Consider the following 14,484-nt stretch of genomic DNA (forward strand, 5'->3'; position numbering starts at 1 on the left):
GCCGCCAGATCGAATCTGGCGGCCGCGCGAGGCGGTCTCCGACTGCCGCGAGCCCGGTTCTGGCGTATGCCTCCGGGCCTACCCCGGCAGCCACGACGCTTCTGGCCGGACCCGTTCACCGGGCGGTCCGGACCCCTACACCGGGGCCGGGCCGGTTCACGGGGCCGGGCGGCGGGACAGCGCCATGGACCCGGTGACCACGGGTACGCGCACGGGTGGAGCCGCACCGCCCGCCCCCACGGGCCGCGCTCGCCCGTACCCGCTCAGGGCTCCCGCTGGTAGAAGACGTAGAAGGACACGACGACCATCGCCAGGCCGAACATCAGCCCCATTCCGGCGGAGGCCAGCACACTGTCCCCGGTGAGGCTGTGCAGAAAGCCGATCGCGACCCCGCACAGCGCCCCGTACGCCCCGGCGCGCAGTTCCCGGGGCAGCCGCCCCTGGATCCGCCCCAGCCCGTATGCCAGCGCCGTGAAGACGACCCCGGCCACGAAGCCGTAGAGGACGTCCCACCAGCTCACGGGCACCCCGGTGCGATGCAGATAACCCGCGTAGAAGCCGAAGAGGGCGCCGAGGGCCAGCGGCACGGCCCAACTGCGCGTCGTGGTGGTGGGGTGGTGGTGGCGTGCCGACGCCGTCGCGTGTGTGGCCATGGCGGGGCTCCTTCCTCGCGTACCGCGTCCTCTCAGGGCACACCCGGGCGCCGGGCGCGGCAAGTCGGCGTGCGCGGCAGGTCAGGGCAGGGCGCGCGACCGGGCCCGGAGCGCCGGGGCGCCGGGCCGGGGCGCGGAGGCCCGAGGACCGCCTCGGTGTCGCGCGACATGGACGCGCGACATGGACGCGCTCCGCGCGGACACGCGGCGCGCCCGGTCGGCCGAGTACCAGTCGGCCGAGCACCGGTCGCGGCGGGACGGGAGCGCACGTTCCCTGGAGACGTGCGGAGCGTTCTCCCGGCGATGTCGACAGCGGTGTCCACGGTGCTGATCGCGCTCGTGGCCGTACTGACGCCACTGAGCGCGCTGGCCGTGTGGGCCGAGCGGGAGATCGGCGATACGGACGGCTATGTCTCCGCGATGGCGCCGCTCGCCGCCGACCCCACCGTGCGCGGCGCGGTCGCCGACCGGATCGCCGACGAGGTGATCCGGCAGGTCGACGTGGGCCCGTTCACCGGCGGCGTACGGGACCTGGTGCGCGACGCGGTGCTGTCGTTCGCCGGGACCCCCGCGTACGCGACGGCCTGGAACACGGTCAACCGGGCCGCCCACACGGCCGTCGAACAGGCGCTGACCAGCGAGGACGGGGACGCCGCCAGTATTGATCTAGCACCCGTGATCGAGCAGGTGAAGCGGGAGCTGATCACCGACGGGGTGCCGTTCGCCGACCAGATCCCGGTCGCCGACATCACCATCACGGTGGTGGAGTCACGGCGCCTCGGCGCCGCGCGCGCGGCGTTCGACGACCTCCAGGCCGCCGGGCTCTGGCTTCCGGTGGGCACCCTGCTGCTGGCGGTGGTGGCGGTCCCGCTGGCACGACGACGGCTGCCCGCGCTGGCCGCGCTCGGCCTGGCCGTGGCCGTCGGGGGCCTGCTGCTGCGTCTGGTCGTCGCTGTCGGGCGCGCCCTCACGCTGGGCGATCTGCCGGCCGACGTGGACCGCGCGGCGGCGGGCGCGGTCTTCGACGCGCTGACGGCGACGCTGCGGCTGGCGTCGTGGTGTCTGGTCGGGGTGGGGCTCGCGCTGGCCATCACCGCGTGGTGGGCCGGGCGCGGGCAGGGGCTCGCGGAAGCGCTGCCGTACGCCTCCGGGCGCCGCCGCGCGCGCTGAGCGCCCCTTCCCGCGCCCGCGTCGCCACCCCGCCCCACCCGCATCCCGCCGCGCCCGCCCCGCCACCGCCACCGCCACCGCCCCACCATCCCGCCCCGCCCCGTCGCGCCCAACCTCCAGGCCCGTCCCACCCCCGTCCCGTACGGCGCGAGAGAGCCGTCAGCGCGGCGTACGGAAGGGGGACGGCTCAGGAGGCCGAGCTCGCATGGACGCGAGACGCCGCGAGGTCGGCGAACTCATGGGTGTCATGCGCGGAGAAGACGCGGACCCGCTCCGGGGCGGTACGCCGCAGCTTGCGCAGACGCGCGACCTGGGCCGCGCGCTGAGCGTGGTCCTGCGCCACCAGACGCTGGTGGAAGGCGGTCATACGAGGACAGCGCGGTTCGCGCGGATCGGTCTCGCCATGGAAGAAGTACGCGTCGCCCGCGTGCAGCAGCCAGCCGTCCGTGGTGCGGACGGCGACCCCGCAGTGGCCCCGGGTGTGCCCCGGCAACGGCACCAGCAGGACATCGGGCAACCGCCGGACCGGGCTCGCCGCGAAGCCGTACCAGTCCGCGTCCGCCGTCTCATGCAGGATCCACCGCGGCCCATGCGCCCACTGGACGGGCAGATAGCGGCCCGCTTCGAGCGGTGTCGCGCGGCGGGTCGCGGCCCGGAACTCGTCGCCGCGCACATGGACGCGCGCCTCGGGGAAGTCGGAGAGCCCGCCCGCGTGATCGAGGTCGAGATGGGTGACGACGACATCGCGTACGTCCCCCGGGTCGTGCCCCAGGGCACGGATGCGGTGGGCCGCCGTGAGTGTGAGGTCGAGCGAGGGCCGCATGGACCGGCGGAAGAACGCGCCGAGGCGGTGGGGGTTGGTGACGTCCTCCGTACCGAGCCCCGTGTCCACGAGCAGGAGCCCGTCGTCCGTCTCGACCAGAAGACAGTGGGCGACCAGCGGAGAGCCGCCAAGGGGACGCATGGGGGCACAGTTGAGGTGGTGGACCGTGGGCATGAGGAGTGCTCCTCCCTGAACGACGCGGGGTACGGAGGTGGCGCGCGGCGAACGATCAGCTCAGGTTCCCTCGTATGAACAGATCACGCGAGATCAGAACACGCGCGAACCGCGCCGCGCGTGACCGGATCGCGCGCGTCCAGATCTTCCATCCAGCTCCCCTATCCAGCTCCCCTATCCAGATCGCGCGTCCGGATCGCGCGTCCGGATCACGCGTCCGGATCCCACGCCTTCCGGAGCGCGTGCGAGCCGCGCCGGAGCGCCGGTACGAACCGCGCGAACAGGCACATCCCGCCCGGGGACACCTCATGGCTCCCCGGAGATCACCTGGCGTCGGCGGGCCGCGGGGCCGGGAGAGGGAGCGCGGGCAACAGTCCGAGCTGGGACAACACCGTGGCCGTGTCGAAGTACACCCGCTCGCAGACCAGCCGCTCGTCCTCGAACAGGAAGAGCGCGATCATCCGGCAGCGGAAGGAACGGCCGGTCGGGGGAAACCCCAGCAACTCCCCCCGGTGTGTGCCGAGGAGGTCGAACTCGACGATCACCGCATCGTCCGCGTGCCGCAGCGACACGAGCTCGTTGCGCTGGTCGGGAAAGGCGGTGCGGGTGGTCTCGTAGTAGGCGGAGACCTCATCGGGCCCGACATGGAACTGACCGGTCGGGACGATCTCATACCGAGGGCGATCGAAAGTGCTCAACGTCCTTTCGAACTCCTTGGCATTCTCGCTCTCCATATGTTCACGGACGAGCGTCTCCCGCACCTTCCGAAGCTCATCGCCGGTACGTAAGCCCTCGCCCACGTCCTCGTTCGCGTCCTCGCGCGTGCCGGTACTCATCGATCCCCTACCTCCAAGGGTGAACAACCGGGCGGTCAGCGGCGTACAGCGTGGTGAGACAACTGTGCGGCCCATGCCCTGAGTTCGGCGTGAGCCGGGATCGAGACGAGCTACGTCAACCGTAAGTCATCGACGCACGGGTCACCCCAGACCCGGGAAACGCAGGAGCCGCCGTATGCCCGTCGGAGAAGTCGTAGAACAGGGGCCCTTCACAGACACAGAGCAGGCCCCCACCGCGTCCGGGGCCGGACCGGTCGACCGCCCGTCCGAAACGCCCACCACCACCGGATCCCCCACCACCACCGGATCCCCCACCACCATCGACTCCGCCACGAGCACCAGATCCCCCACACTCCCCGAGTCCCCCATATCCCCCGGATCCCTCACGCCCCCCGGATCCCCCACCAGCAGGCGTGAGCCGCTCTCCCGGGAACGGATCATCGACACCGCGCTGGCGATCATCGACGACGAAGGCGTGGAACGGCTGTCCATGCGCCGGATCGCCGCCGCCCTCGGTGTGCAGGCCATGTCGCTCTACAACCATGTGGGCGGCAAGGCGGACCTGATCGACGGTGTCACCGAACGCCTCACCGTGGACATGGGGCTGCCCGAGCGGTTCGAGGGGTGCTGGGAGGACGGCGTCCGGGCCGCCGCGCACGGCTTCCGGCGCGCCGCGCTCCGGCATCCCCGCGCCTGCGAACTGGTCCTGACCCACCAGCTCTCCACCTCGACCGCCCTCGCACCGGTCGACCGCTCGCTCTCGGTCCTGCTGGACCACGGTTTCGAGGAGAGGCTGGCGGTGCACGCGCTGCGGACGTTCGCCGCCTTCCAGGTGGGCGCGCTGCTCCGGCAGTTCCACGCCTCTCCCGCCTTCTCCGGCGCGGACGAGGAGCCCGGAGGCGAGCGCGCCGCCCGTCGCACCGAGTCCGGCTTCTCCTCCGTGGCCCGCGCGGCGCCGACACCGGCGGCGATCGACCACGACGAGGAGTTCGCGTTCGGTGTGGAGTTGCTGATCGGCGCGTTGCGTTCGTACGAGCCCAAGGACCGGTCCGGCGGCACCGCGAGCCCCAGCGGGACCTGCTGCTCCGACGGATCTGGCGACTCCAGCGCATCTGGCGACCCCAACGACTCCGGCAGCTCCAGTAGCTCCGACGGATCTGGCGATTCCAGCGGTTCTCGCGCCCCCGGCGGACCGAGGGGCCCCGACGGACCGAGCGACTCTGGCGGACCGAGCACCCCCGACGGACCGAGCGACCCCGGCGGACCGAGCGACCCCGGCGGATCGAGCGACCCTGGCGGATCGAGCGACCCTGCTGGCTCCGGCGCCAACACCGACCGGCGAACCTAGCGCCGCGCGGTCCGGGGCGGTACGGGGGAGCCGGGCCGGCCCGTCAGACCGGACTCCCCGGGTCGGGGCATCGGGTCTGACGGGCCTGGCCGGGCTTGCCCTCGGGCGCGGGCATGGGTCACATGGTGACCATGGAGACCCAAGCGGGACGGCTGTCCCCACCCGAGTGGCTGCTCAGCGGCCTGAGACCGCGTTCGGCACCCGTACCGTGGGCGGCCGCGGCCCGAGCCGGGGTGGCGCTCTCCGTACCGCTGGCGGCCGGGCTGGCCGCCGGGCGGCCGGAGTACGGGGCGCTGGCGTCGATGGGCGCGATGTCCGGGGTCATCAGCGACACCGCCGACGCCTATCGGATGCGGATCTTCCATATCGCCGTTCCCCAGCTCTTCGGCGCGATCGGGGTGACCGTCGGCACCCTGGTGTACGGGCACGGCTGGGTGGCCGTGGGTGTGCTGACGCTGGTCGCCCTGGTCTCCGGGATGATCTCGTCGATCGGCGCGGTCGCCTCGGTCTCCGGGCTGCTGCTCCTGCTGAACGCGGTGGTGGGCGCCGGGCTCCAGATGCCCGAGCCGTGGTGGCTGGCGCCCGTGCTGCTCACGGTCGGCGGACTGTTCGTCCTGCTGCTCTCGCTGCTCGGCTGGCCACTGCGCGGCGAGACACCGGAGCGGGACGCGGTGGCCGCCACCTATCAGGGGGTCGCCGAACTGTTCGCGGCGGCCGGGACCCCCGGGTACGAGGAACGGCGGCAGGAGGTGACCGACTCCCTCAACCACGCCTATGACCTGATCCTGGCCCGCCGCGCCCGTGACCACGGCAGACGCAGTCCTCTGGTGCGGCTGCTGGCGCAGCTCAACGTGCTGATGCCGCTGCTGGAGGCAGCGGCGGCGGCGCATCTGTACGGGAGGGCCTCCCGTCGCGCCGAGATCGCGGAGACGGTACGGGAACTGGCACGGACGATCACGGAGGGACGGGACCCGGAAGGGCGGCGCACGGAAGAGCGGCGCACGAAGGGACAGCACGCGGAAGGGCAGGGCACGAAGGCACGAGGCAGGAAGGCACGCGGCACGAAGGCACGGGGCACGAAGGAAGGGGCGCGGGCACAGGGCGAGGCACCCGAGCTGACGCTGCCCGAGCCGGAGGGACCGGCGGACCGGGCGGTGGACGCGGCGCTGCGGCACGCGGCGACCGTGGTCTACGCGACCGATCCGGATCCGTACCAGGAGGGTGACCGGCTGGGCAGGCCCGCGACGCTGAGCGTCCGGTTCCGGGCCACGGCCCGGGGCGTGCTCTTCTCCGGGGCGTCCTGGCGCTACGGGCTGCGGCTGGCCCTCTGCATCGGGATGGCCCAGGCGCTCGTGTCGCTCATCGAGGTGGAACGTTCCTACTGGGTCGCGCTCACCGTCACCTTCGTCCTCAAGCCCGACTTCGGGTCGGTCTTCTCCCGGGCGGTACTGCGGGCCCTGGGCACGGCGGCCGGACTGCTGGTGGCGGCCGTGCTGCTCGCTGCGGTACCGCGCGGGTGGTGGGACGTGCCGGTGATGATGCTGCTGGCGGGGCTGATCCCCTGGTTCTCGGCGAAGGGGTACGCCTTCCAGACGGCGGCCATCACCCCGGTGATCCTGCTGCTCTCGGACACCCTGAACCGTGAGGGGTTCGGGCTGGTGCTGCCCCGGCTGACGGACAGCCTGATCGGCTGTGTCATCGCGCTGGTGGTCGGCTATCTGATCTGGCCGGAGAGCTGGCACAGCCGGATCGGCGACCGGCTGGCGGCCGCGGTGGAGGAGACCGCGGGCTATGTGGGCTGCGCGTTCACGACGGGCGACGGACGCGACCGTACGGAGCAGGTACGCCGGAGACGGCGGATCTACCGCGAACTGTCCGCCGTACGGTCGGAGTTCCAGCGGGCGCTCACCGAGCCTCCGCCGACGGGTGACCGGGCGGCGGCCTGGTGGCCCCTGGTGGTCGCGGTCGAGCGGATCGTGGACGCGATCACGGGGGCGCGGGTCCGGGTGGAACACGGCGCGACCCCGCCGAGCGGGGAGGAGGTGGCGGCGGTCGAGCGCCAGTTGCGGGAGCTGGCGGAGGGGTTGCGCAGCAGCGAAGTGCTGGTGGAGGTACGGGCGGTACTGCCCGGCGACGAGAAGGGGGTACTGGCACCGCTGCGCCACGAGGTGACGGCGGCGAGGGCCATCGCCTCACCACCGCGCCGGGAGCGACAGCGGCGGAGCCCGGCGGAGTGAGCCATGGCGGGAGCGGCGGGGCACCGCGGAGTGAGCCGCGCCGGGAGCCGGACGGAACGCCCCGTACACCGGCCACATGAGCCATAGGGTCCATCCGCCCGTGGGCCCCTCGAACACGGTCGTATGACCGGTGTACGAGGGGTTGCCACGCGGGGTGGTTCCCGGGCCGCGTTCAGGCCGAGGGCGTTCCGCCCCTGAGGCGTTCCATGTCACGGCGGTCCCGCTTGGTGGGGCGGCCCGCGCCACGATCGCGCACTCCTGCCGAGGCGGTGAGCTCCCTCGGCGGAGGCGGCGGGCTGTTGTCCACGTAGCACTCCACCGCGACCGGGGCACCCACCCGCTTGCGGATGATCTTCGAGACGACGACCACCCGCTCACGTCCCGCGTGGAAGAGCCGCACCTGGTCACCCGCCTTGAGGCCGTGGGCGGGCTTGACGCGCTCGCCATTGACCCTGACATGACCGGCGCGACAGGCGGTGGCCGCGTCGGAACGGGTCTTGGTGAGACGTACGGACCAGATCCAGGCGTCGACCCGTACGGTCCCTTCTGTCCCTTCGGTATCCATGCATCCGACTCTACGGCGCGGGGCGGGCCGAAGGCGTTCGGCTCGAGTCAGACGCCGATGTCGCGGCCGTCCTTGCGCCAGACGGCGACGACCGCAGGACGGACGAGTCGGCCCGGACCGTCCGGCCAGGTGCTGGCGGGCTTCTCGACCGAGGCTCCGTCGACCTCGCCCGGGTGCTGGACGGCGACGAGCACCCGGCGCTCCTGGATCACCGGTCCGCAGGTCTCGGCGCCGATCGGCACGGTCAGGAACTGCTTCAGCTCACCCCGGCGCGACCCGTGGGTGGCGACGCCGAAGAGACCGTCGTGGGAGCCGAGCTTGTTGCCGTCGGTGGAGATCCACAGATTGCCGTGGGGGTCGAAGGCGACGTTGTCGGGGCAGGAGATGGGGCTGACCTTCTCCTTGGGGAAGCCCGCGAAGTAGGTCGACGGGTCCTTGGGGTCCCCGGCGACCAGGAAGAGGCGCCAGGCGAAGCCGTCGCCCGCGGGGTCGTCCCAGTGCTCGGCCAGTTCCAGGATCTGGCCGTGCTTGTTGAGGGCGCGCGGGTTGGCCTCGTCGGCCCCGGGCTTGCCGGGCTTGCCCCGGTCGGTGTTGTTGGTGAGGGCGACATAGACGCGGCCGGTACGGGGCGAGGGCTCGACGTCCTCGGGCCGGTCCATCTTGGTGGCGCCGACCTTGTCCCCGGCGACACGGGTGAAGACGTAGACCTCGTCGGCGGTCATGCCGGGAACGTGTGAGACGTCCCCGGTGGCCAGCGGGATCCAGACGCCGGAGCCGTCGAACTCGCCGTCGTCGGGCAGACGGCCGGAGCCGTCGATGTCACCCGGGCTGTCGCCGGAGAGCTTGGCGACATAGAGGGTGCCGTGGTCCAGCAGGGTGCGGTTGTGTTCGCGGGCGGCGCGGGAGTCGCCCCGCTTCATCGACCGGGAGGAGACGAACTTGTAGAAGTAGTCGAAACGCTCGTCGTCCCCCATGTAGACGACGGGGCGGCCGTCGTCGGTGAGCCGGGGCTGCGCCGCCTCGTGCTTGAAACGGCCGAGCGCGGTCCGCTTGCGCGGGGTGAAGTCGGGGTCGTAGGGGTCGAGTTCGACGACCCAGCCGAAGCGGTGGGACTCGTTGGGCTCGCGCTGGACGTCGAAGCGCTTGTCGAACCTCTCCCACTTGCGCTCGGAGGGGCCCGCGGCGATGCCGTACCGCTGGTCGGTCTCGCTGGAGCCGTTGGCGAAGTACTGGTTGAAGTTCTCCTCGCCATGGAGTGTGGTGCCCCAGGGGGTGGTGCCGCCCGCGCAGTTGTTGAGGGTGCCGCGCACCCGGGTGCCGCTCGGGTCGGCCGAGGTCCGCAGCAGGCGGCTGCCCGCGGCCGGGCCGGTGACCTTGAAGAGGCTGGTGGCGGTGAGACGGCGGTTGAGGTGGTGGCGGGTGACGGGCGTCAGCCGGCCGGTGCCGCGCTCCTCCTGCACCACGACCACGGAGAGACCGTGCGCGGCCCAGGCGATCTCGACCTGCTCACGGGTGGGCCGCTCCGGGTCGTACTTCCGGAACATGAGCATCTCGTCGGTGTACTCGTGGTTGGCGACGAGCACCTGGCGGCCGCGCTCACCGGGGAGCGGCAGCAGCGAGAGGAAGTCGTTGTTGTAGCCGAACTGTCCCGCCTGCGCCTGCGCGGACTGACGGTCCGGGTGGAAGGCGGGGGCGCCGCGCAGGATGGGGTCGCCCCAGCGGATCACGACGTCCTGGGTGTAGCCGGACGGGACGGTGACCTTGTCCTTGGTGTTCGGCGCGACGGGCGTGAAGCGCAGTCCCCGCGCGCCCCGGTCCGCGCCGGTCGCGCCCCGGTGCGCCGGGACGGCGGCGGCAGCGCTCGCGCCACCGCCCGGGCCGGTGACCGTGGCCACCCCGGCGGTGGCCGCGACGGTCACCACGGCGGCGGCGCGGACCATCGATCGGCGCGACAGAGCACGGGCGATGACATCGCCGACGTACTCGTTGTCGCTGGTGTTCGGCACTTCCTGGAAGCAGGCGTCACCACAGCGGTAGCGGCAGGTGAGCGCGGAGCGCCCTCCCGCGTGCGGTGCGGTGCTCAGCAGCGGCAGCAGTCTGCGCACGTCGTCGTTCCTCCTCCGGCACGCACCCGGCGCGCCGACAGTCCCTGGGATCTCCGGCGGTGACGTTAGGGGGGAAACATGGGTGATGCGGCGGATTCAGGGTGAACGGGGAGTGAAGGTGAGTCGTGGAGTGAGGTGGTACGGGCCGCCGGATACCGGCCACCGGGACAACCACCGCCCCGGCGGGGTCCGCTCCATGGCCCCGCTGAGGCCGTCGCGGCATGGCGGATAACCTTACGTGTCCGCTCTGGCCAGGACCGGCCCGGAACAACCCTGGCGGCCCCGGGTCAGAGGTGGGCATGTACTCCAACCGCACTCATGCGAAAGGCTCGCACATGGGCATTCGGAGCTTGCTGCGCAAGGTGTTCGGCCGCGACCGCTCGGGACGGGCTGAGTCCACGGAGCCGTCGTCGCCGTCGCCCTCGTCGCCCTCCTCCGTACCGGCCCAGTCCGAGCGTACGGAGGAGCGGGTCGAGGAGCGTACGGAGGAACGTCCGGCGGAACGTACGGCGGAACGTACGGAACCGGCCAAGCCGACGGTCCCGCCGAGGGAGGAGGAGCCGGAGCCCGAGACGCCCGCGGCACCGGCCTCCACCGCACCCACCGCACCCACCGCACCCACCGCACCCACCGAGAAGAGCTCACCAGCCACGCGGGCGGCGGAGCTGGTGTCGGCCGCCTTCGACAACCCGCAGCCCCGGGTACGTCCGACGGTGCCGCGGCAGTCCCGTACGGAACCGGAGCCCGAGCCGCGCCCGGAGCCGGTACAGGAGCCGTCCGCCGGGACGCGCACCGGGACTCCGGCGGCGGAGCCCGCCACCGACGCGGAGCCGACGGCCGACACATCCACCGTCCCGCCCGCCACCGCGGCGACGCCGGAAACAGAGCCGGAGCCGAAGCCGGAGCCCGCCAAGCCGGTGGCCGAGGCGAAGCCCGAGGCGGACCCGAAGCCGGAGCCCGAGCCCGAGGCGAGCCCCGAGCCGGAGCCGAAGGCCGCCGAGGCCGCCGACGCCATGGCGGACGCCCGCCCGGACGCCGTCGAACCGCGGGCGGAGGCCGAACCCACCCCGGAACCCCACGCCACGGAGGCGCGCCCCGAACCGGCCGCACCGGTCGTGGAACCGGCCCGGGAGAGCACCGCCGAAACCACCACCGAGACCACCGAGTCCCCGGCCCGGATCGCCGAGGACCGGGCCGCCGACCCGGCCGCCCCCGCCCCTGAGATCACGGCCCCCGCCACGGAAGCCACGCCCGAGCAGGCCCCGGCGGACGTTCCGGGCCCCGCGACCGCCGCGGCCACCACCGAGCCGGTACCGGACGCGGTGGTCCGGGAAGCGGACCGAGCGGCCACACCGGAGCCCGACCCCACCCCCACCACGGACACCGACCCCACCCCCGAGGAGCCCACGGCACCCGAGGCGACTGAGGCGCCCGCTCCGGCCGCGGAGCCCCCCGCGACCGTGACCGCCACCGAGGCGGAGCAGGCCCCGGCCCTCACCCCGGAGCCCGAGCCGCACCCCGAGCCGCCCACCGCAGCGCAGCCGCCCACCGAGCCCGAGCAGCGGCCCGCCCCCACGGCGGAGACCGCCCCCGAGCCCCCGGCACCCACCACCGAGCCCGAGGCCACCGAGCCCGAGCCCGAGGCCACCTCGGCCGAGCCCACCACCGAGCCGGTACCGGACGTAGGGGTACCGGACGCGGTGGTCCGGGAAGCGGAGCAAGCGACCACACCGGAGCCCGACCCCACCCCCACCACGGACACCGACCCCACCCCCGTAACCCCCGCCCGTGCCGCGCTGCGCGCCGCCGGGCTGGGCGACACCACCGCCCGCGTGTACCTCGTCCTGGACCGTTCGGGCTCCATGCGTCCGTACTACAAGGACGGCAGCGCCCAGCGGCTCGGCGAGCAGGCGCTCGCCCTCGCCGTGGAGCTGGCGGGCCCGCGCGAGGAGGACCGGGCGGGCGCCTCCGTCGGAGTGGTCTTCTTCTCCACCGAGGTGGACGGTACGGGGGAGCTCACCCCCGACGCGTACGACGGGAGGATCGACGAGCTGCACGCCTCGTTCGGCCGGATGGGCCGGACCAACTACCACGTCGCGATCGACGAGGTCCTGGCGCTGCACGCGGCGTCCGGCGACGCCGCCGCGCCCGCGTTCGTGATCTTCCAGACCGATGGGGCGCCCGAGTCCAAGACGGCGGCGACGGCCGCGCTGGCACGGGCGGCGAACCAGCCGGTGTTCTGGCAGTTCGTGGCCTGGGGCGAGCAGGAGGCGAAGGCGTTCGACTACCTCCGCAGGCTCTCGGCCGAGAACGCGGGCTACTTCCACGCGGGCCCCACCCCCGGTGAAGTGGCGGACGAGACCCTCTTCGCGGGGTTGCTGAGCACCTGGCGCCCCCGCCCCTGACCCGAGGAGACCCCGCCCCCGCCCCTGACCCGAGGAGACCCCGCCCCCGACCCGGGGACGGCACCGGCCCGGGGACGGCACCGGCCCGGGGACGGCACCGGGCCCTCGCCGCCACCCACCGCGAGGGCCCGGCCACCGTGGGCGACCACTGCCGGGGACGGCGGAAGGCCCACGGCCGGAAGGCTGCCGGACTGCGGCTGGACGGCTGCCGTACCGCCGCCGGACCGGCCCGCCCGCACCCCCGTCCCGGGCGTGTCACCGCACCCCACCCCCGTTCTCACCATGTGAGTCGATCTCCTCCCGACCGTTAGGATTCCGGGCATGGCGGCCACTGGATCCGAGAAGCAGGGGGCGAAGGCGTACTACGTCACGACCCCCATTTACTACGTCAACGACGCTCCTCACCTGGGCCACGCCTACACGACCGTCGCAGGCGACGTGCTCACGCGCTGGCACCGTCAGCGCGGCGAGAAGGTGTGGTACCTCACCGGCACGGACGAGCACGGTCAGAAGATCATGCGCACTGCCGAGGCGAACGGGGTCACCCCCCAGGAGTGGTGCGACAAGCTCGTCGGGGAGGCGTGGAAGCCTCTCTGGGAGCACCTGAACATCGCGAACGACGACTTCATCCGTACGACGGAGAAGCGGCACACCGACCGGGTCGCGGAGTTCGTCCAGGATCTCCACGACAAGGGCGAGATCTACCAGGGCGGCTACGAGGGCCCGTACTGCGTGGGCTGTGAGGAGTACAAGCTCCCCGCCGACCTGATCGACGGCGAGGGCGAGTACGCGGGGCAGAAGGTCTGCCCGATCCACAAGAAGCCCGTGGAACTGCTGAAGGAGGAGAACTACTTCTTCAAGCTCAGCGAGTACGGTCCGAAGCTGCTGGAGTTCTACGAGGCGAACCCGGGCTTCATCCAGCCGGAGTCCGCGCGCAACGAGGTCGTGAACTTCGTCAAGCAGGGCCTCCAGGACCTGTCGATCTCCCGGTCCACCTTCGACTGGGGCGTCAAGGTCCCGTGGGACCCCAAGCACGTCATCTACGTGTGGATCGACGCGCTGCTGAACTACGCGACGGCGGTCGGCTACAACGAGAACCCGGCGAAGTTCGCGGAGACCTTCCCGGCGGATGTGCACCTCGTCGGCAAGGACATCCTGCGCTTCCACGCGATCATCTGGCCCGCGATGCTGATGGCGAACGACCTGCCGGTGCCCGGCCGGGTCGCGGCCAACGGCTGGCTGATGGTCGGCGGCGAGAAGATGTCGAAGTCCAACCTGACCGGCATCAAGCCGCAGGACCTGACCTCGCACTTCGGCGTGGACGCCTACCGCTGGTACTTCCTGCGGGCCATCGCGTTCGGCCAGGACGGCTCGTTCTCCTGGGAGGACTTCACCGCCCGCTACACCAGTGAGCTGGCCAACGACTACGGCAACCTCGCCTCGCGCGTCGCCGCCATGGTCGGCAAGTACTTCGGCGGCGCGCTGCCGGAGGCCACGGCCGCCGGGGACGCCGAGCAGGCGGTCCGGGACGGTCTGGCCACGGCGGTCGCCACGGCGGACCGGAAGATCGGCGACGAGCTGGACTTCCAGGGCGGCATCCTGGCGATCTTCGACTTCGTCAAGCAGGTCAACGGCTATCTGACCGAGCAGGAGCCGTGGAAGGTCGCCAAGGACACCTCCCCGGAGGGCCAGGCCCGGCTGGCCACCATCCTCTACACGGCGGCCGAGTCGCTCCGCGCGATGGCGGTGCTGCTCCACCCGGTGATGCCGCAGACCTCGCAGTCGCTGTGGGACTCGCTGGGCGCGGAGGCGTCCCTCGGCTCCCTCGCCGGACAGCGGGTCCAGGACGCGGGCACCTGGGGGCTGCTCCCGGCGGGCTCGACGGTGACGAAGGGCGCGGTGCTCTTCCCGCGCCTGGAGGAGCCGAAGAAGGACTGACCCCACGACCGGCAGGTCAACGGACCGGCAGACCGGCAGGCCGACAGACCGCCAGGTCAACGGACCGGCAGGTCAACGGACCGGCAGGTCAACGGACCGGCAGGTCAACGGACCGGCAGGTCAACGGACCGCCAGGTCAACGGACCGACGAACCGGCAGGTCAGCGGACCGACGAACCGGCAGGTCAGCGGAGACACAAGGCCCCCGGGCCCCGGGACACCGTCCCGGGG

General features: G+C 72.6%; 10 protein-coding genes. 5 read left to right on the forward strand and 5 right to left on the reverse strand.

What is annotated here, in order from left to right; translation table 11 throughout:
- Positions 1 to 263: 263 nt before the first annotated feature.
- Entirely contained in the window at positions 264 to 653 is a 390-nt protein-coding gene (locus ACFVIM_RS24620; protein ID WP_384305131.1) for a hypothetical protein, read from the reverse strand.
- 303 nt (positions 654 to 956) lie between these two features.
- Between ACFVIM_RS24620 and ACFVIM_RS24625 the strand changes: the two genes are divergently transcribed.
- A complete protein-coding gene (locus tag ACFVIM_RS24625; RefSeq protein WP_384305133.1) occupies positions 957 to 1,823 on the forward strand; it encodes a hypothetical protein in 867 nt (288 codons plus the stop codon).
- 187 nt (positions 1,824 to 2,010) lie between these two features.
- On the opposite strand, the gene ACFVIM_RS24630 is transcribed toward ACFVIM_RS24625, so the two are convergent.
- Both ACFVIM_RS24630 and ACFVIM_RS24635 read right to left on the reverse strand, forming a co-directional pair.
- A complete protein-coding gene (locus ACFVIM_RS24630) occupies positions 2,011 to 2,820 on the reverse strand; it encodes an MBL fold metallo-hydrolase (protein WP_384305136.1) in 810 nt (269 codons plus the stop codon).
- Between the two features lie 323 nt (positions 2,821 to 3,143).
- Positions 3,144 to 3,656 (reverse strand): ester cyclase, encoded by a 513-nt coding sequence (locus ACFVIM_RS24635; protein WP_384305138.1) that lies wholly within the window; start codon positions 3,654 to 3,656, stop codon positions 3,144 to 3,146.
- 175 nt (positions 3,657 to 3,831) lie between these two features.
- Between ACFVIM_RS24635 and ACFVIM_RS24640 the strand changes: the two genes are divergently transcribed.
- On the forward strand, positions 3,832 to 5,004 hold the full coding sequence (locus ACFVIM_RS24640) for a TetR/AcrR family transcriptional regulator C-terminal domain-containing protein (protein WP_384305139.1): 1,173 nt from the start codon (positions 3,832 to 3,834) through the stop codon (positions 5,002 to 5,004).
- 131 nt (positions 5,005 to 5,135) lie between these two features.
- The gene (locus tag ACFVIM_RS24645) at positions 5,136 to 7,241 is read left to right on the forward strand and encodes an FUSC family protein (RefSeq protein ID WP_384305141.1); all 2,106 of its coding nucleotides are present in this window, start codon (positions 5,136 to 5,138) and stop codon (positions 7,239 to 7,241) included.
- Positions 7,242 to 7,413: 172 nt separating this feature from the next.
- On the opposite strand, the gene ACFVIM_RS24650 is transcribed toward ACFVIM_RS24645, so the two are convergent.
- Together ACFVIM_RS24650 and ACFVIM_RS24655 are read right to left on the reverse strand one after the other, a co-directional pair.
- Positions 7,414 to 7,806, reverse strand: a complete 393-nt coding sequence (locus ACFVIM_RS24650; protein WP_384305144.1) for an RNA-binding S4 domain-containing protein — start codon at positions 7,804 to 7,806, stop codon at positions 7,414 to 7,416.
- A 47-nt stretch (positions 7,807 to 7,853) separates the two neighbouring features.
- Positions 7,854 to 9,911: a PhoX family protein gene (locus tag ACFVIM_RS24655; protein WP_384305146.1), complete on the reverse strand. Its 2,058-nt coding sequence runs from the start codon at positions 9,909 to 9,911 to the stop codon at positions 7,854 to 7,856.
- 335 nt (positions 9,912 to 10,246) lie between these two features.
- Between ACFVIM_RS24655 and ACFVIM_RS24660 the strand changes: the two genes are divergently transcribed.
- Positions 10,247 to 12,316 carry a VWA domain-containing protein gene (locus tag ACFVIM_RS24660; RefSeq protein ID WP_384305148.1) on the forward strand — a complete coding sequence of 690 codons (2,070 nt, stop codon included), beginning with the start codon at positions 10,247 to 10,249 and terminating at the stop codon, positions 12,314 to 12,316.
- A gap of 321 nt (positions 12,317 to 12,637) precedes the next feature.
- Positions 12,638 to 14,254, forward strand: coding sequence for a methionine--tRNA ligase (gene metG / locus ACFVIM_RS24665; RefSeq protein WP_384305151.1), 1,617 nt, complete (start codon positions 12,638 to 12,640; stop codon positions 14,252 to 14,254).
- Positions 14,255 to 14,484 lie beyond the last annotated feature (230 nt).

The sequence above is a fragment of the Streptomyces sp. NPDC057638 genome, from assembly GCF_042800315.1.
Lineage (GTDB): Bacteria > Actinomycetota > Actinomycetes > Streptomycetales > Streptomycetaceae > Streptomyces.

Bases quoted from the DNA above. Each gene is read 5' to 3' on its own strand.
- ACFVIM_RS24620 (WP_384305131.1), bottom strand. From the start codon at position 653: ATGGCCACACACGCGACGGCGTCGGCACGCCACCACCACCCCACCACC.
- ACFVIM_RS24625 (WP_384305133.1), top strand. From the start codon at position 957: ATGTCGACAGCGGTGTCCACGGTGCTGATCGCGCTCGTGGCCGTACTG.
- ACFVIM_RS24630 (WP_384305136.1), bottom strand. From the start codon at position 2,820: ATGCCCACGGTCCACCACCTCAACTGTGCCCCCATGCGTCCCCTTGGC.
- ACFVIM_RS24635 (WP_384305138.1), bottom strand. From the start codon at position 3,656: ATGAGTACCGGCACGCGCGAGGACGCGAACGAGGACGTGGGCGAGGGC.
- ACFVIM_RS24640 (WP_384305139.1), top strand. From the start codon at position 3,832: ATGCCCGTCGGAGAAGTCGTAGAACAGGGGCCCTTCACAGACACAGAG.
- ACFVIM_RS24645 (WP_384305141.1), top strand. From the start codon at position 5,136: ATGGAGACCCAAGCGGGACGGCTGTCCCCACCCGAGTGGCTGCTCAGC.
- ACFVIM_RS24650 (WP_384305144.1), bottom strand. From the start codon at position 7,806: ATGGATACCGAAGGGACAGAAGGGACCGTACGGGTCGACGCCTGGATC.
- ACFVIM_RS24660 (WP_384305148.1), top strand. From the start codon at position 10,247: ATGGGCATTCGGAGCTTGCTGCGCAAGGTGTTCGGCCGCGACCGCTCG.
- metG (WP_384305151.1), top strand. From the start codon at position 12,638: ATGGCGGCCACTGGATCCGAGAAGCAGGGGGCGAAGGCGTACTACGTC.